The organism is Halosimplex salinum (assembly GCF_003730195.1).
Lineage (GTDB): Archaea > Halobacteriota > Halobacteria > Halobacteriales > Haloarculaceae > Halosimplex > Halosimplex salinum.
Genome location: NZ_QWGG01000001.1, coordinates 348372 through 363417 on the forward strand (window position 1 = coordinate 348372; position 15046 = coordinate 363417).

Here is a 15046-nt window from a genome sequence, read left to right on the forward strand (position 1 = left end):
TCGCTATGAAGCAGACGCGGCTCGCACCGCTGGTCGGTGTCGTCGGGTGTGTGCTCGTGCTCGTGTCGCTCCTCGCCCCGTACCTGCTGGTGCGGTCGGCCGTCGGGTCGGCCGTCGGAGTCTACTACGGCGAGGGCGTGTTGAATCCGCTGGTCGGTGCCGTGTTCGCGCTCGTGACGGCCATCGTGCTCGCGGCCGGCCGCGACGAGCGGACCGACCCGCCGCTCGCAGCAGGGGTCGGGATCGCTCTCGGCGGGTTCGTTTTCATCGCCATCGCGCTGTGGGCCGTGACGGTCCCCCAGCAGGTCGTCTTCGATATGGACGCGCCGGCGATCATCACCTACCACCGCTGGGCGAGCAGCGTCGTCGCGCTGACGATTCCGGTCGCCAGTCTCTGGTGGTCGCGGACGCTCGGGCTGATCTGAACCGGCGCCGTGAGGAGTCCAGAAATCGCGTGACTGGACGGACCCGAAAGGCCCTTATGGGGGACGGCAGTATCTCGAGATGGACTAGGCCGGGCAGCTAGGCCCTGCTCGTTACCCGCGGTATGGCCTTCAGCGGGGGCCGAACACCGGGGGCGTCCGGACCGACGGGCGTGGGCCCCGCGAGCCAACGTGGAAGCCTCGTCCTGCGGGGACGGCGGTCCACGGCTTCGCGTCTGCAGGGACGCGCGGCCGTGGTTGATCGAGGGCACTCCGTCAGGCGCGGAAGCGAGCAGCGGACCCTCGGACACCCGTCGCTCGCAGGATCGCGGGGTGGAGGAGGCAAGCGGGATTCCCCACGTCCGAACGACCGGGCAACCCCGGGAGTCCGTTCATTCATACCATCTTTTTCATCGTCGCCTTTCCTCGCGAGCCTCCGGCTCGCGGGTCACTTCGTTCCCCGCTCGGCCTCGCGCTCGCTGCGGGAAGGCTTCTCGAAAAACATGGGTGAAAAAGGGCCGACGCTCGGCCTTCGGCCTCGCGTCGGTGAACCGCGCCTCACTCTGTTCGGCGCGGACAATCAATTGTACGACCGTGCACTGAACGACCCAGAATCGCACCGCATAGTCCCGCACAGCCCCGAACCCCTCCGCACAGCACCGCACCCAGTGACGACGTTATCCCCGCCGAGGGCGTACTATCTCCCATGCCCACCGTCCGTACCAACGACGTCGAGACGTACTACGAGCGCCGCGGCGAGGGGCCGCCGGTCGTGTTCGTGCACGGCGCCATCGTCGACCACTCGCAGTGGGACCCACAGGTCGACGTGCTCAGCGACGACTACGAGACCATCGCCTACGACGTGCGCGGCCACGGCCGAACCGGCGGTTCACCCCGCGGGCGCTACTCCGTCGACCTGTTCGCCGACGACCTCGGCGCGTTGCTCGACGCGCTCGACGTCGAGCGGGCGGTCATCTGCGGCCTCTCCACCGGCGGCTGTATCGCACAGGTGTTCGCCGCGCGCCACCCCGACCGAGTGGCCGGGCTGGTGCTCGCCGACACGTTCGGGCCGGAACTCCTCTCGCGGAGCGAGTGGCTCCAGCGGTCGGTGATGCTCCGGGCGACCGTGCCCCCGGTCCGACTGTTCGGCTACGAGCGCGTCGAGCGGGTCATGGTCTGGATACAGGAGCGAATCTCCGGCGAGGGCGTCAGCGGCGACTACGAGCAGATAGAGCGCATCCGCGAGACGGGCCCGAAGATGGCGACCGACGAGTTCGCGAAGGTGATCCGCGCCGTCGCCGCGTTCCACCGGACGGAGATCGATTTCTCGGCCATCACGGCGCCGACGCTCGTCCTCTACGGCGAGCACGAGGCGCCGTTCATGCGGAAACAGGCGGCGAAACTCGGCGCCGAAATCGACGGGGCGACCCTCCGAGCGGTCCCCGGCGGCGGCCACGCCTCGAACCTCGACAACCCCGAGTTCTTCACGGACGCCGTCCGGGAGTTGCTGGCCGAAGCGTATCCTGCAGCGGGTGTCGAAGTGAGCGGCGAGAGCGAGGAGTAGGGCGCCCTGTGGGACGGAGGCGTTGCTATCAGCGTAGTGACGGTGCTGTCGATGCGGTCGCAGTGGCCGGGAGGCCGTCTCGTCGGCCGACCCGGGGAAGGGCAGGTCTACCACTATCGTTCGGCGAGCGAAGCGAGGTGCAACCGGAGGGAGCACCTCGATGCGAACGGCGCGAAGCGCCGTGAGCGGAGCGAGCGAGGAAACCCCCCGCAGTAAAAAGTGGGTACGAAAGTGGGTTCTGTTAGTCGTCCCCGGCGGTCGGTTCGGCGATGCCCTCGACGTTGCCGAGTTCGATGCCGCCGGAGATGTCCCGCTGGGGGTACGGGATGTTGATGCCGGCGTCGTCGAAGCGGTTCTTGACGGCGGTGACGTACTCCCCCTGGATGCGGACGAAGTCGGACCGACTCGGATTGTCGATCCAGATGCGCGACTGGAGGCCGACGTAGGAGTCGGCGAGTTCGGTGAGCCTGACGGAGGGCTCGGGGTCGCCGAGGATGCCCTCGTGCGCCGCGGCCTCCTCGAGGATGATCTCGGTGGCCTCGTCGATGTCGTCCTCGTAGCCGATGCCGAAGACGAACTTCATGCGGAGTTGCTCCTTCGCGACCGGGTTCTTGATGACGTCCTCGGTGAGGTTCGAGTTCGGGACCGTCAACAGTTCGTTGTCGAACGTGCGGACGCGGGAGACGCGGAGGCTGATGTCCTCGACGACGCCCGCGTGGTCGCCCCACTCGATCCAGTCGCCGATACGGAACGGCTTGTCGGTGAAGATGAAGATGCCGGCGACGAAGTTCTTCAGGACGTCCTGCATCGCGAAGCCGATGGCGAGCGTGGCGGCCGCGCCGATGGTCGCCAGCGCGGTGAGGATGTTGCCGTAGCCGGCGAAGGCGAACGCGGCGCCGATGGCGACGAAGACGATGAGGATGCCGACGAGTTTCTGCAGGGGCTTGCGGGCGTGACTGTCCAGGTCGCGCGCGCTCAGCACGCGGTTGACGACGGGCATCACGATGATCCGCCCGAGGAGATAGATCGCGACGAAGGCGACGACGAACGTGATCGCGGAGCCGAGGGCGTTGGCCAGCGACGGGTCCAGCCCGGCCCCCTCGATCAGGAAGTCCGCGACCGGGCCGGGCGGGTCGCCCGCGACCGGGTCTTGCTGGAGCGGGACGGCCGAGCCGGCCCCTGTCATCGCTCGAACACCGCGGTGTGGCCGCGCGACCGGACGACCTCGGCGTTCACCCGGTCTGCCAGTTCCGCGGCGAGCTCTTCCGTGGTCGTGCCGCCGCGTGCGGCCCGGAGGAACTTCGCCTTCACGAAGTCGCTCTCCGCCAGCTGGTCGTTGAGTTCGTCTTCGACGGGGTCGATACCGTTCTTGCCGACCCAGACCGTCACGTCGAGTTCGTGGAGACGTTGTGCCCGTGTGCTGTCGCTCATGATACGATCCCTTGGGGCGAAGCCGTTCAAAGGTTACGGGTGCTGACGCCCGGAATTCGGCGAGCGATTCGCGAACTGCCGCTCAGTCGTAGGGGTACCGCGCCTGCTCGCCGCAGTCGCAGGTCACGACCACGTGGCCGTCTCGCGTGCGAACGCGGGCGTTCAGGCCGGGACGGAGGTACGCGTCACAGCTATCGCAGGTGAAACGGGTGAACTCGCGCGGGAGGCGGAGGCGGTTGCGCTCGGCGATGCGTCGCGCTCGACGGACGTAGTTCCGTGCGCGTGCGTCCTCGCCCGCGACAGTGGCCTCCCTGGCGAGGTCACACAGTCGGTCGATGCGCTCGCGAGCGATCGTCTCGGTATCCATCCGGTCGTGGGTACGTCCCGCCGAACGGCAGGTATACTTTGCGTTCGGCGCTCGAGCCCGCGCCCCCGGTTCGGTGCCAGCAGTCGATATGGTAACGCATTAAGCCCCGGTTAGCATACGATGGCCCGATGGACCTGCCCAGGGTGGCTGCGTTCACGGACACTTACCTGCCGACGCACAACGGCGTCACCTACACCGTCCAGACGTGGCGGGACCGCTGGCACCGTCGCGGCGGCCGCATGGACGTCGTCTATCCCGACGGCGACCACGAGGCCGGCGAGGGGGAGTACCCCGTCAGCAGCCTCCCGTTCCCCTTCTACGAGGGCTTTCGCGTCGGGGTCCCCGGCGTCCCCGAAGCGGTGGACAACGCCGAGATCGTCCACGCGCACTCCCCCTTCAGTCTCGGCCTCGCCGGGATGCGCCTCGCCCGGAAACACGACCTGCCGATGGTCGCCTCCTACCACACGCCGACGAGCGAGTACGCCAACTACCTCGCGTTCACCCGACCGATCGAGCGAGCCGTCGAACGGAGCGCCGAGGAGTACGAACGGCGCTTCCTCGACCGGACGGACGTGGTCGTCGCGCCGAGCGACCGAACCGCCGAACACATCCGGGACACCGTCGCGACGAAGACGCCCGTCGAGGTCGTCTCGAACGGCGTCGACGTCGACTTCTTCCGGCCGGTCGAGACCGAGCGGTTCCGCGCCCGTCACGACCTGCCCGACGGACCGATCGTCGGCTACACCGGCCGCCACGGCTACGAGAAGAACCTCGAAGCGATCGTCGACGCGACCGAGGGACTCGACGTGACGCTCCTGTTCGGCGGCGACGGTCCCGCCCGCGGTGACCTGGAGCGGGCCGCCGACGACGCCGACGTGGACGCGTACTTCCTCGGCTGGCTCGACCGGGAGGAACTCCCCTCCTTCTACTCGCTGCTCGACGTCTTCGCCTTCCCCAGCCCGGTGGAGACCCAGGGGATCGCGGCGCTGGAGGCCAACGCCTGCGGGACGCCCGTGGCCGGGATCGCGAGCGCCGCGCTCGCGGACACGATCGTTCAGGGCGAGACCGGCTACAAGGCGCCCCCGGACGACGTGAGCGCCTTCCGCGACGTCATCGAGCGGACCTTCGACGAGCGCGACCGACTCGGCGAGGCGTGTCTCGCCCGCCGCGAGTCGATCAGCGTCGAACGCTCCGTCGACCGGCTCGCCGAGGTCTACGAGCAGATCCTGTAGTCAGTCCCCGTCGCTGTCCGACTGATCCATCGCCACGCCGAGAGCGACGCCCACCGCGATTCCCATCCCCATCCCGAGCGCCACGTCGTCGAAGGCGACGCCGAACGAGGCACCGAGCGCGACCCCGATAGCGATGCCCACGCCCATCTTCGAGGCGTCGGGCCCGTCGCTGTCGTCGCCACTGTCGAGTTCGTTCCCTTCGTCGTCAGCCGGCGTCCCACCGCTCATGAGTGGAGCGACGAATCCGACCCGGTTAACTACCGCTGTGCGGCGGCGTCGCTCGGGCGGAAAACTGGCGCAAGCCGTCAGGTCCTGTCCGCTTCGGGATTGTTCGCGCGTCGGTAGCTGCCGACCATCTTCCAGAGGGTCTTGTCCACGTCGCCGTCCGCACACTCCGTCTGGATCTGGCTGTACAGTTCCTCCGAGACTGTGATCTCGGGCATCACCCGTACATACACGATAGATGATGATAAACCTCCTGTGAGTCGCGAACGAGTTAACGTTTCGAGCGGCGGTCCCGGGATCAGTTCTGGGGGCGCGGGTAGGCGGTGAACACGGAGGTGACGACCGAGAAGGGGTCGTACACCGACTGGTGACACTGGCAGTAGACGGCGTTCTCGGCCCCGTCGACTGTGGCCGACTGTTTGAACCCTGCGGGGACACAACAGAGGTGGGTACAGCTGTTGAGCCAGGCGAGGAATCCCTTCTCGGTGCTGGCAGCCAACCACTCGTCGTCTTCGGCCGCCGCCTCGATCTCCGGGCTCCGGATCACCTGGACAGGCAGCGACGAGTCGGTCTCCGTCGAACGCCACGTCGCCGCCGCGGGCTTGCCCAGCCCGTCGTCGCCCACGCCGTTGCCCCACTCCTCGTAGTCGTCGAACTCTTCGACTGCCAGTTTCGCCCCCGATTCGAGCGCCGACTGCCACTCGTAGGCGCCGCCGTCGTCCACCCGGAGAAAGTTGTCCGCCTCGCTGTCGGGTTCGAGCTTCGGGTGGGTCTGGTTGCCGCAGTACTGGAACCACTTGCTGGAGTAGGTCACCCCGCCGAGCGTCGTCTGGACGGCGTCGTCTTCGGTCGTCGCACCCTCGGTCGAACCGGGCCAGACCCCCTTGAGATAGCCGTCCTCGATCGTGACCGGGATCTGTGACATCCCGCGGTCGGCCGGGCCGTCCGTGTTCTCGATGACCTTCGCCTCGATACTCCCGCCACCGACGCCGCTCCGGTTCGTCGGAACCTCCGTGAGTCCGGCACCGGCGGTGCCGAGCGACCCCAGCGCGGCGCTCCCGACGATTCCCTTGACGAAACGACGGCGACTCGACGGCGCGGGATACCTGTCCTCGTCCATACGGGCGCTCCGCCCACCACACTGTTAAATTATAATATATTTTATGTGTAGTCGCGGACGGAGGGTGTATCGTTCCACGACCCGTGGAACGTCACAGGACGCGTGAACGTCGAGAAACCGGCGTCAGCGGCGGCGGTCGTGTCATCGGACCGGGCGGATTAAGGGACGGGCCCCCAAAGTTATCGGGTATGAAAGGTGATTCCCTGGTCACCTACGTGGCGCGGTCGGACCTGCGCTCCGCTGTGTTGCGTGCGGTCGAACGCGACCCCCGGTCGACCGCCGCCCTCCACGACCACCTGTCGGTGAGCCAGTCCGGCGTCTACAAGACCCTCGACGAACTCGCCGGCCGCGGACTCGTCCGCGAACGGGAGACGTGGGAGTTGACCGCCCGCGGGCGTCTCGTCGTCGACGAACTGGACCGCCAGCGGACGGTCGAGGACCTCCTCGACGACGAGTTCTGGGAGGCCCACGACGTGTCCGTCCTCCCCCGTCGGTTCAGACAGCGCCTCGCGGGCGCCGGCGACTGGGAACTCTACCGGAACCCCGCCCGGAACCCGCAGTATCTCGAACGCTGGGCGGTCGAACTGTTCCGCGAGGCGGACTGGCTCCGCGTCGGCGCGCAGGTGTACTACCCCCGCTTCGCCCGGATGGTCGACGAACTCGCCGACCGGGGCGTCCTCGACGCGCAGGTCATCGTCGACGACCGCCTCGTCGACGAGGCCATCGAGCGCTACGCCGACGGCGACCCGCCCTCCCGCATCGACGAACGCGTCGCCGACCTGCCCTTCTCCTTCACCGTCACCGCCGACCTCGTCGCGCTCTCCCTGCCGACACGGGACGGCGTCTCCGACCTCGACGCGGTGCTCGTCGGGTCCGGCGAGGGCGCCGTCGCGCTCGGCCGCGACATCCACGCCCACTACTGGGACCGGGCCGTTCCCGCCGAGGACTACCTCGCGACGGTCTGAACCGGCCGGTTCGCTACCCGCTCCCCTCGTTCGCGGGGCGCCGCTCGTACTCGATCACGTCGAGGGCCCCGTCGAGCGTCAGATCGAGCGCTTCGCCATCGACTTCGACCGTCGTCTCCACGCGGAGCGGGTCCTCGGAGACGATCTCACCGGGTGCATCTATCAGCGCGACCAGCTCCCAGATCGGCGTCTCTCGAACGTCGATTCCGGCCTCGTGGAACAGGGAAACGACTGCGGGATGGTCGATTACCGCCGCTCCCACCGCCGATTCGACGGTGCCGCCGCACTCGCGGCACGCGTAGACGACGTTGAGGAACCCGTCGAACCCGTCGACGTCCGGCGCCTCCGTCTTCTCGACGGACGCGTCGATCCGCCCGTGGCAGTACGGACAGAACCCGCGGTTGATTCGCTCGATCTCGCTGAGGAGGTGTTTGTTGTACACCTCTGGGAGCCGGTCCGCGTCGCGGCGGGCGGCGAGGATCGGTGGCGCCGCCATGTCCGTGATCGTCACGTCGCAGTCGACGCACGCCACGTCCATCTGCCCGTCCGCGTACCCGGCCTCGATGGTCCCGTCGCAGATCGGACAGTCTCCGACCGGACGCGGTTCGACAGCCGTCTCGTCGTCGGTGTAGACGCCCGAGACGACCGCACCGACGAGTCGCGACCCGGCGTGAGTCGGTTCGTATCCCTGCCCGGTCTTCCGGACGAACCGCGGTCGCAGCTCCTGCAGGTGGTAGTTGAACTGGCCGGAGTCCCGCACGCCCGCCGCGTCCCTGACGTCCGCGAACGACGCGGCGGCGTCGCCCTCCGCGGTCTTCGTCAGGTCCCAGACGGCACGGAGGATCGAGAAGCGCGTCTCGTTCGCGACGGCGCCGAACACCTCGTCCGGGTTCGCCCGCCCGTCCGATCCATCGCTCATGGGATCCGTATCTGCGACACGAACCTTGAAAATTGGCGTCCCCGGACGAGGGCGGGGTCGCACGCTGCCCGCCGGAAACTCAGGCCAGCGCGCTCCCGGCGCGAATGATCTCTTTCTCGCCGAACGCCGGTCCCACGAGCTGCAGCCCGACGGGGAGGCCGTCGCCCGTCTCGCCCGCGGGGACGGAGATGGCGGGCAGGTTCGCGAGGTTCACCGGCGTCGTGTTCGCGTCGGCGAGGTACATCTTCAGCGGGTCCTCCAGGCTCTCGCCCATCTCCATCGGCGGAACGGGCATCGTCGGCGAGGCCAGCACGTCCGCGTCGTCCAGCGCGTCGTTGATGTCCCGCTTGATCCAGGCGCGAGCGTCCTGGGCTTTCTTGTAGTACTTGTCGTGGTAGCCCGCCGAGAGGGCGTACGTGCCCAGCAGGATCCGGGACTTGACCTCCTCGCCGAAGCCCTCCTCGCGGGCCCGGGCGAACGTCTCGTTCCAGTTGCCGTCGTAGCCGCCCGACTGGCCGTAGCGGACGCCGTCGAAGCGGGCGAGGTTCGACGAGGCCTCGCTCATCGCCGTCACGTAGTAGGCCTCGACCGCGTAGCGCAGGCACTCCAGATCTACCTCGTGGTAGCTGGCGCCCTGGGCTTCGAGGTCGTCGATGGCGTCCCAGAACACCTCGGTGACCTGCTCGTCGGCACCGTCCAGCAGTTCCATCGGGATGCCGATGTCCAGTCCGTCTACGTCGCCGTCGGCCGCCCCAGTGTAGTCGTAGGCGTCCGCGCCGCGTTCCTCCGTGGCGTCACGGACCGTCGCGTCGCTCGGGTCCGGGCCGGCGATCACTTCCAGCAACTGGGCGGCCTCCTCGACGGTGGGGGCGATCGGTCCGACCTGCTCCAGCGAGTTGGCGTAGGCGACGACCCCGTACCGCGACACCAGCCCGTACGTGGGCTTGATGCCGACGACGCCGCAGAACGCGGCGGGCGCGCGAACCGACCCGCCGGTGTCGGTGCCCAGCGCCATGTCCGCGTCGCCCGCCGCGACGACGGCGGCCGACCCGCCGGACGAGCCGCCGGGGACGTGCCCCTCGGCCACGGGGTTCTCGGTGGGGCCGAACGCCGACGTCTCGGTGGTCGTCCCCATCCCGAACTCGTCCATGTTGGTCTTGCCGGGGATGGTCGCGCCGGCCGCTTTCAGGCGTTCGACGACCGTCGCGTCGTACGGCGGGACGTAGTCCTCGAGCATGGCCGACCCGCAGGTCGTGCGCACGCCCTCCGTCGAGATGTTGTCCTTGACCGCGACGGTCGCGTCCACGAGCGGACCGTCGGTTGCGCCCTCGATTCGCTCCGTCGTGATGTAGCCGTTGTACTCCGTGCTCATGTGTAGAGAGTCGTCGTCACGAGACGTTCGGGCCCTTGAAGTAGCCGTCCTCGGTCTCGGGGGCGTTGTCGAGCGCCTCCGCCTGCGAGAGGCAGTCGCGCACCTCGTCGGGGCGCATCACGTTGGCCAGCTCCTCGTCCTCGTCGACCTCGGGCACTTCGTCCAGCGTCTCGAAGTACTCCAGGATGTCGGCGAACTGCTCGGTGAAGCGGTCGACCTCCTCGTCGTCGAGGTCGATGCGCGCCAGATCCGCGACGTGGCGCACCTCCTCGGGGTCGACCACGCGATCCGTGTCGCTCATGCGCGAGCCGAGGCGTGGCCCGGCGGTAAGGGTTTCGATGCCTGCCCCGCACACGCCGCCACACGGCCCCGGGATCGCCGGTTCCCACCGCCTCAGCTACCACGACGCACACCGACCTGTCTCCGAACGAACCACTCGACGCGGGAAACCGCACGCCTCGGCGCTCAAGAACGCCGATACCGACCGTTTCAGCGGCCGGAATTCGTCACGCTCATCGGCCCGAACCGATACATTAACTATGGTCCAGCACAGACGTTTGAAGTTGAGCCATTTTTGGAAAAGATTTAAGTCGTTTGCACCGCAACAGATAATTCGGTGAGGCGGTTTTGGCGGGGATACCCCCGCGTAGTTTGCAACCAATGACCGACACCTCAATCAGACAATACACGAGCGAGCGTGAAGAGGACCGCGAGCGAGAGGAGGAGAACGAGGAGACGCTCGTCTGTCCGGAATGTGGGGGGAACCTCGCGTCCGACGCGGAGCACGGCGAGACGGTGTGTTCCGAGTGCGGCCTCGTCGTCGAGGAAGACGAGATCGACCCGGGTCCCGAGTGGCGCGCGTTCGACGCCGCAGAGAAAGACGAGAAGTCCCGCGTCGGCGCGCCGACGACGAACATGATGCACGACAAGGGCCTCTCCACGAACATCGGCTGGCAGGACAAAGACGCCTACGGCAACTCCCTGTCCTCCCGCCAGCGTGAGAAGATGCAGCGGTTGCGCACCTGGAACGAGCGGTTCCGTACCCGCGACTCCAAGGAGCGCAACCTCAAGCAGGCACTCGGCGAGATCGACCGCATGGCCTCGGCGCTCGGCCTGCCCGAGAACGTCCGCGAGACCGCGAGCGTCATCTATCGACGCGCGCTCGACGAAGACCTGTTGCCCGGCCGCTCCATCGAGGGCGTCGCCACCTCCGCGCTGTACGCCGCCGCCCGGCAGGCCGGCACCCCGCGGAGTCTCGACGAGATAGCCGCCGTGTCCCGCGTCGGCAAGGACGAGATCGCCCGCACGTACCGATACGTCGTCCGCGAGTTGAGCCTCGAGATCCAGCCCGCGGACCCCGAGAGCTACGTCCCGCGGTTCGTCTCGGATCTGGACCTCCCGGAGGAAGTCGAGCGGCGCGCGCGCCAGCTCCTGAACACGGCCAAAGAGCAGGGCGTCCACTCGGGCAAGTCGCCCGTCGGCCTCGCGGCCGCGGCCGTCTACGCCGCCTCCCTGCTCGCCAACGAGAAGGTCACCCAGAGCGAGGTCAGCGAAGTCGCCAACATCTCCGAGGTCACTATCCGAAACCGCTACCACGAGCTCCTCGAAGCGGAAGAGGACTTCACGGCGCCCTGACGCCCGTTTTTCAGCGAGTCGATCCGTAACGCCGAAGCCGCAGGTGCGCTTCCGGCCGGTATGGAGACGACCCGACACGTCACTGCCACGGTGTACGTCGTCCACGACGGCGCCGTCGCACTCCACGAACACGACGGCCTCGGCAAGTGGCTTCCGCCCGGCGGCCACGTCGACCGCGACGAACTCCCTCACGAGGCCGGCCTCCGCGAAGTCCGGGAAGAGACCGGTCTCGACCCCGAACTCGTCGCCGACACGGACAACATCGGCTCCCCGACCGTCGAACCGCTACCCAAGCCACAGCACTTCCAGCTCGCCGACGTGAACGTCCACGACGAGTTCGTCGGCCACCAGCACGTCGACGCCGTCTACTACGCCCGGGCCGACTCCCGAACGATCGACCCGGCCGACGGCGAACAGCCCGCCGACGCCTGGCGCTGGTTCACGCTCGATGAAATCGACGAGAACGAGTCGCTGCTCGATCCCGACGTGGCCGAGATCGGGCGCCGAGCTATCGAGACCGTCTCTCAGTGACGCGTCCGCCCCGCATTTCTCGCGCGTCGCTCAGTCGACGACGTCGATCCGCTCTCTCGCGAGCCTCGTCTCGGACTCCGTGTGACGGATCTCTACGTCGACCGTCTGCCCGGGTTCGAGGTCGACGCGGCGCTGTTCGATCCGGAAGGCGATCTCGTCGCTGGCCTCGAACATCCCGTCGCTGCCGTCCTCGTCGACGACGACGCCGTCGATCCCCTTTCGACCCCGCGTGAAGACGTGGTTCCCGGAGTAGTCGTCCTGCGTCAACCGGGCGGTCGGGAGCCCGTGCAGACGGGCCCGTTTGTCGTGGTCGGGGAGCCTGACGACCACGTCGATGTCCGCGACGGCGACGCTGTCTCCGCTGGAGTGTTTCACCCGCACCCACTGACTGTCCTCGCCGGTCGCCGAAACCGGCTCCGCGCTCGTCGAGACGATCGGCCCGCCGTCCGAGAGCGAGTCGCTCGTCTGCATCAACAGGCCGCCGACGACGGCCATCATCACCACCGTGAGGCCGAACCCGACCGCGGCCATCCCCTCCTTCGAGATGCCCCGGTCGGCGGCCCGGAGTGTTCCTCGCTTCATCGAACCGGTACGTTCACGCCGAGCGTACCACACCGACCGCCTTAGCTCCCCGTGAAACTGGACTTACAGGAACCGCCGGGCCGGCTCACCGAACGGACCCCACTCGGACCGCTCAGACCAGCGAGTCGACGTACTGCCCGATGTGGTCGTCCATGCGGCGCTTGTACCCCGCCTGTCGGGCGAGCCGGTCGAGTTCGCGCGACACGAGACTCCCATACTGGACCGCTTTCTTCTCGCGGAAGGCGACGGGGTCGGGCACCCACTCGCGGACCGCGAGGCGGAGCGCCCACTTGCGCTCGCCCCGGTCGGTCACGAGCAGCCGCCCGGGCAGGTCGAGCGCCGCGGCCACGACGTCGTCGTCGAGGAGCGGCGCGACGGGCTCGACGCCCGCCCCCCGGAGCGCCAGTACGTCCCGTTCGAGCTGGTCGGGGAGCGTCTCGACGACTTCGCGGCGCGCGCCGCGCACGGTGTCGGCGGCGACGCGCTCGTCTTCGGGAGCCCGGGCCACCTTCGCGTAGCCACCGAACAGTTCGTCGGCGCCCTGCCCGACTGCGAGCCGGTCGAAGCCATCCGCCGCCGCGCGCTCGGCGACCAGATACAGCGGGAGCGCGATGTTCACGTCCATCGCGTTCGCCCGGCCGGTCGCCGCGACGACCTCGGGGACGGCCCGCTCGAGGTCCTCGTGTGCGAGTTCGACGACCCGAAGCTCTCGCCCGAGCTTCGCGGCCGCGGTCCGGGCCGCCTCGACGTCGTGACTCCCCGGGAACCCCACCACGTACAGCGGCGCGTCCAGCCGTGCGGCCAGCGCCGCCGAGTCCACGCCCCCGGAGAAGGCCACTGCCAGCCCGTCCGTCGCCGTTTCGTCGATCGCCGAACGGACCGCAGTTCGGACCTTCTCCACGGCCGCGCGATCGTCGGTCGCGGGGTCCGGATCCGGGAGCGACCAGAGCCGGTCGTCGCCCGTCGCTGAGCGCGCGTGCCCGGCGAGGACAGCGTCTGGCTCGTCGAGCGTCGCGGGGTCGAAGCTCCACGCAGTCGGATCTGCCGATTCCGTGAACACCGGAAGGCGGCCGAGCACGTCCCGGACGACGCGTCCGTCGACCGCCCCTGCGAACCCGCTGGTTCCGGGGAGCGGGTCGTCCGTTTCGACGGCGCGGCGGGCCGTCTCGACGGACGCGCCGTCGATCAGGTCCTCGCTCACGTCCCTGGGTCTCCGTGTCGCCGCGCCGCCGGTGTCGCTCATCGAAACAGCCCGTCCAGCGCGAGGCGGACGCGCCGGCGCGTGTTGCCCACGGCCTGCCGGAAGCTCACCAGCCAGGGCGTCCGCCGCGTCTGGAGGGTCGTTCGCCCGTCGGCGACCGCCGCACAGATCCCGTCCGCCGTCCGCTCGTCCGCGTCGACGAGCGTCACCGCGCGCCCGACCATGTCGCTGACGTGCGCGTCGCTTCCGGCGGTGATCGGCAACTCGTGGCGCTCGGCGAACCGCCGCGCCTGTCGGTTGGAGTAGCCGGTCACCAGCCGCGAGTTGTACACCTCGATAGCGTCGGCGTCCCGCAGTTCCTCGCGGGAGACGTTCGCGAGGACGCCACTGCGCATCTCCTGGAAGGGGTGCGGCACGACGGCGATCCCGCCCTGCTCGCGGATCCGCTGGACGGTCTCGGCGAAGGAGAGTCCCGGATCGACCGCCTCGGTGACGTTGATCCCGAGGACGTGGCCGGCGGCGCTCGACACCTCGATCCCGGGGATGCCGACGAGGTCGTACGCCGCCGCGCGCTCGGCGACCTCGCGGCCGCCCGAGATCTCGTCGTGGTCGGTGACCGCCAGCGCGTCGAGCCCGACCGCCGCCGCTCGCTCCAGCAGCATGTCCACGGAGTCGCGACCGTCGTAGGAGGCCGCCGAGTGGGCGTGGAGTTCGACCGATAGCACGGCCGACGATTGCGTGGGTGTCGGCAAAAGCGACTCGGTCCGCTCAGTCCCCCGCTGCGTCGCGCTCGGCGACCAGATCCAGCGGGTCGCCGAACGTCCCGCCGCGCTCGGCCAGCAGTTCGAGATAGTGTTCGAACTGCGCCGGCGAGTTGCCACCGTCGTGGAAGAGGAGGACGTCGGACGAGTCGGCGTCGAGGCGCTCTCCGGCCTCGGCGACGTTCTCGGCGAGCTCGTCCTTCGTGTCGACGTTGTAGTCCTCGACGTCGACGGTCCAGAACCAGTCGCGACCGCCCGCGCGGTCGGCCCACCAGTCGTAGTCGATCAGGTCCCCGTCGGGCGGACTGAACCCGTGGTCAGCGAGCACGGACTGAAACTCGTCGGCGCGGTCGCCGCCGTCGTCGCCGTAGGGGAACCGGAACACCCTGGCCGGCCGCTCGACGGCGGCGGCCTCGTACACCTCGTCGATGGCCGTCTCCGTCCGTTCTACCTCGTCCGCGAAGTCCTCGACGGGCATCTCGGAGGCGTGCCGGTGTGAGTAGGCGTGATTTCCGAGGAGGTGACCGGCCTCGACGGCCTGTCGGGCGTGGTCCGCGTACTCCGCGAGTCGCTTCCCTTCACAGAAGAAGAGCGCGGGCACGTCGCGCCGGTCGAGCGTGGCGAGTTTCTCCGGGAGCGTCTCGGACGGTGCGTCGTCGACGGTGAGATACGCGAGCGCCATTCACTCCGAGTCTCTCGGGCATCGCCGAAAGCGTTGC

General features: G+C 68.6%; 19 protein-coding genes and 1 other RNA gene. 7 read left to right on the forward strand and 13 right to left on the reverse strand.

Annotation, left to right across the window (positions count from 1 at the left end; translation table 11 throughout):
- The first annotated feature begins 5 nt into the window (after positions 1 to 5).
- From D1409_RS01685 to D1409_RS01695, 3 genes are all read left to right on the forward strand, one after another.
- Positions 6 to 425: a DUF7548 family protein gene (locus tag D1409_RS01685; protein WP_123533404.1), complete on the forward strand. Its 420-nt coding sequence runs from the start codon at positions 6 to 8 to the stop codon at positions 423 to 425.
- 77 nt (positions 426 to 502) lie between these two features.
- Positions 503 to 816, forward strand: an RNA gene (gene ffs, locus D1409_RS01690) — signal recognition particle sRNA.
- A gap of 312 nt (positions 817 to 1128) precedes the next feature.
- Positions 1129 to 1986 (forward strand): alpha/beta fold hydrolase, encoded by an 858-nt coding sequence (locus D1409_RS01695; protein ID WP_123533406.1) that lies wholly within the window; start codon positions 1129 to 1131, stop codon positions 1984 to 1986.
- 241 nt (positions 1987 to 2227) lie between these two features.
- On the opposite strand, the gene D1409_RS01700 is transcribed toward D1409_RS01695, so the two are convergent.
- The 3 genes from D1409_RS01700 to D1409_RS01710 form a co-directional block, all read right to left on the reverse strand.
- Positions 2228 to 3172 (reverse strand): mechanosensitive ion channel family protein, encoded by a 945-nt coding sequence (locus tag D1409_RS01700; RefSeq protein ID WP_123533408.1) that lies wholly within the window; start codon positions 3170 to 3172, stop codon positions 2228 to 2230.
- The gene (locus D1409_RS01705; protein WP_123533410.1) at positions 3169 to 3417 is read right to left on the reverse strand and encodes a YhbY family RNA-binding protein; all 249 of its coding nucleotides are present in this window, start codon (positions 3415 to 3417) and stop codon (positions 3169 to 3171) included. Before D1409_RS01705 ends, D1409_RS01700 begins: the two co-directional genes overlap by 4 nt.
- Positions 3418 to 3499: 82 nt before the next feature.
- Positions 3500 to 3784 carry a ribonuclease P protein component 4 gene (locus D1409_RS01710; RefSeq protein ID WP_123533412.1) on the reverse strand — a complete coding sequence of 95 codons (285 nt, stop codon included), beginning with the start codon at positions 3782 to 3784 and terminating at the stop codon, positions 3500 to 3502.
- 128 nt (positions 3785 to 3912) lie between these two features.
- Here D1409_RS01710 and D1409_RS01715 point away from each other — a divergent pair, with 128 nt between their 5' ends.
- Entirely contained in the window at positions 3913 to 5016 is a 1104-nt protein-coding gene (locus D1409_RS01715; RefSeq protein WP_123533414.1) for a glycosyltransferase, read from the forward strand.
- On the opposite strand, the gene D1409_RS01720 is transcribed toward D1409_RS01715, so the two are convergent.
- From D1409_RS01720 to D1409_RS01725, 3 genes are all read right to left on the reverse strand, one after another.
- Positions 5017 to 5244: a hypothetical protein gene (locus D1409_RS01720; RefSeq protein WP_123533416.1), complete on the reverse strand. Its 228-nt coding sequence runs from the start codon at positions 5242 to 5244 to the stop codon at positions 5017 to 5019. It abuts the gene before it with no gap.
- A 77-nt stretch (positions 5245 to 5321) separates the two neighbouring features.
- Complete coding sequence (locus D1409_RS24235; protein ID WP_164471530.1) at positions 5322 to 5459, reverse strand: hypothetical protein; 138 nt, start codon at positions 5457 to 5459, stop codon at positions 5322 to 5324.
- Between the two features lie 80 nt (positions 5460 to 5539).
- Entirely contained in the window at positions 5540 to 6361 is an 822-nt protein-coding gene (locus D1409_RS01725) for a QcrA and Rieske domain-containing protein (protein ID WP_123533419.1), read from the reverse strand.
- Between the two features lie 188 nt (positions 6362 to 6549).
- On the opposite strand from D1409_RS01725, the gene D1409_RS01730 reads away from it, so the two are divergent.
- Positions 6550 to 7326 (forward strand): helix-turn-helix transcriptional regulator, encoded by a 777-nt coding sequence (locus tag D1409_RS01730; protein ID WP_123533421.1) that lies wholly within the window; start codon positions 6550 to 6552, stop codon positions 7324 to 7326.
- A gap of 13 nt (positions 7327 to 7339) precedes the next feature.
- Here the strand turns inward: D1409_RS01730 and D1409_RS01735 are convergent, their stop codons facing one another.
- From D1409_RS01735 to gatC, 3 genes are all read right to left on the reverse strand, one after another.
- Entirely contained in the window at positions 7340 to 8245 is a 906-nt protein-coding gene (locus D1409_RS01735) for a DUF7351 domain-containing protein (protein ID WP_123533423.1), read from the reverse strand.
- A 79-nt stretch (positions 8246 to 8324) separates the two neighbouring features.
- Positions 8325 to 9617 carry an Asp-tRNA(Asn)/Glu-tRNA(Gln) amidotransferase subunit GatA gene (gene gatA / locus D1409_RS01740; protein ID WP_123533425.1) on the reverse strand — a complete coding sequence of 431 codons (1293 nt, stop codon included), beginning with the start codon at positions 9615 to 9617 and terminating at the stop codon, positions 8325 to 8327.
- Positions 9618 to 9633: 16 nt separating this feature from the next.
- Positions 9634 to 9918: an Asp-tRNA(Asn)/Glu-tRNA(Gln) amidotransferase subunit GatC gene (gene gatC, locus D1409_RS01745; protein ID WP_123533427.1), complete on the reverse strand. Its 285-nt coding sequence runs from the start codon at positions 9916 to 9918 to the stop codon at positions 9634 to 9636.
- A 359-nt stretch (positions 9919 to 10277) separates the two neighbouring features.
- Here gatC and D1409_RS01750 point away from each other — a divergent pair, with 359 nt between their 5' ends.
- The gene (locus tag D1409_RS01750; protein ID WP_123533429.1) at positions 10278 to 11252 is read left to right on the forward strand and encodes a transcription initiation factor IIB; all 975 of its coding nucleotides are present in this window, start codon (positions 10278 to 10280) and stop codon (positions 11250 to 11252) included.
- A gap of 60 nt (positions 11253 to 11312) precedes the next feature.
- Positions 11313 to 11783 (forward strand): NUDIX hydrolase, encoded by a 471-nt coding sequence (locus tag D1409_RS01755; RefSeq protein WP_123533431.1) that lies wholly within the window; start codon positions 11313 to 11315, stop codon positions 11781 to 11783.
- 30 nt (positions 11784 to 11813) lie between these two features.
- Here D1409_RS01755 and D1409_RS01760 read toward each other — a convergent pair whose 3' ends face one another.
- The 4 genes from D1409_RS01760 to D1409_RS01775 all read right to left on the reverse strand — a co-directional run bounded on the left by D1409_RS01760 (position 11814) and on the right by D1409_RS01775 (position 15009).
- Complete coding sequence (locus D1409_RS01760) at positions 11814 to 12365, reverse strand: type IV pilin (RefSeq protein WP_123533433.1); 552 nt, start codon at positions 12363 to 12365, stop codon at positions 11814 to 11816.
- Between the two features lie 112 nt (positions 12366 to 12477).
- Positions 12478 to 13551: an asparagine synthase C-terminal domain-containing protein gene (locus tag D1409_RS01765; RefSeq protein WP_394339014.1), complete on the reverse strand. Its 1074-nt coding sequence runs from the start codon at positions 13549 to 13551 to the stop codon at positions 12478 to 12480.
- Between the two features lie 53 nt (positions 13552 to 13604).
- Complete coding sequence (locus D1409_RS01770; RefSeq protein WP_123533437.1) at positions 13605 to 14291, reverse strand: CehA/McbA family metallohydrolase; 687 nt, start codon at positions 14289 to 14291, stop codon at positions 13605 to 13607.
- A gap of 43 nt (positions 14292 to 14334) precedes the next feature.
- Positions 14335 to 15009, reverse strand: a complete 675-nt coding sequence (locus D1409_RS01775) for a polysaccharide deacetylase family protein (RefSeq protein ID WP_123533439.1) — start codon at positions 15007 to 15009, stop codon at positions 14335 to 14337.
- Positions 15010 to 15046: the final 37 nt, after the last annotated feature.

Coding starts and splice junctions, on each gene's coding strand:
- D1409_RS01685 (WP_123533404.1), top strand. CDS start 6: ATGAAGCAGACGCGGCTCGCACCGCTGGTCGGTGTCGTCGGGTGTGTG.
- D1409_RS01695 (WP_123533406.1), top strand. CDS start 1,129: ATGCCCACCGTCCGTACCAACGACGTCGAGACGTACTACGAGCGCCGC.
- D1409_RS01700 (WP_123533408.1), bottom strand. CDS start 3,172: ATGACAGGGGCCGGCTCGGCCGTCCCGCTCCAGCAAGACCCGGTCGCG.
- D1409_RS01705 (WP_123533410.1), bottom strand. CDS start 3,417: ATGAGCGACAGCACACGGGCACAACGTCTCCACGAACTCGACGTGACG.
- D1409_RS01710 (WP_123533412.1), bottom strand. CDS start 3,784: ATGGATACCGAGACGATCGCTCGCGAGCGCATCGACCGACTGTGTGAC.
- D1409_RS01715 (WP_123533414.1), top strand. CDS start 3,913: ATGGACCTGCCCAGGGTGGCTGCGTTCACGGACACTTACCTGCCGACG.
- D1409_RS01720 (WP_123533416.1), bottom strand. CDS start 5,244: ATGAGCGGTGGGACGCCGGCTGACGACGAAGGGAACGAACTCGACAGT.
- D1409_RS24235 (WP_164471530.1), bottom strand. CDS start 5,459: ATGCCCGAGATCACAGTCTCGGAGGAACTGTACAGCCAGATCCAGACG.
- D1409_RS01725 (WP_123533419.1), bottom strand. CDS start 6,361: ATGGACGAGGACAGGTATCCCGCGCCGTCGAGTCGCCGTCGTTTCGTC.
- D1409_RS01730 (WP_123533421.1), top strand. CDS start 6,550: ATGAAAGGTGATTCCCTGGTCACCTACGTGGCGCGGTCGGACCTGCGC.
- D1409_RS01735 (WP_123533423.1), bottom strand. CDS start 8,245: ATGAGCGATGGATCGGACGGGCGGGCGAACCCGGACGAGGTGTTCGGC.
- gatA (WP_123533425.1), bottom strand. CDS start 9,617: ATGAGCACGGAGTACAACGGCTACATCACGACGGAGCGAATCGAGGGC.
- gatC (WP_123533427.1), bottom strand. CDS start 9,918: ATGAGCGACACGGATCGCGTGGTCGACCCCGAGGAGGTGCGCCACGTC.
- D1409_RS01750 (WP_123533429.1), top strand. CDS start 10,278: ATGACCGACACCTCAATCAGACAATACACGAGCGAGCGTGAAGAGGAC.
- D1409_RS01755 (WP_123533431.1), top strand. CDS start 11,313: ATGGAGACGACCCGACACGTCACTGCCACGGTGTACGTCGTCCACGAC.
- D1409_RS01760 (WP_123533433.1), bottom strand. CDS start 12,365: ATGAAGCGAGGAACACTCCGGGCCGCCGACCGGGGCATCTCGAAGGAG.
- D1409_RS01775 (WP_123533439.1), bottom strand. CDS start 15,009: ATGGCGCTCGCGTATCTCACCGTCGACGACGCACCGTCCGAGACGCTC.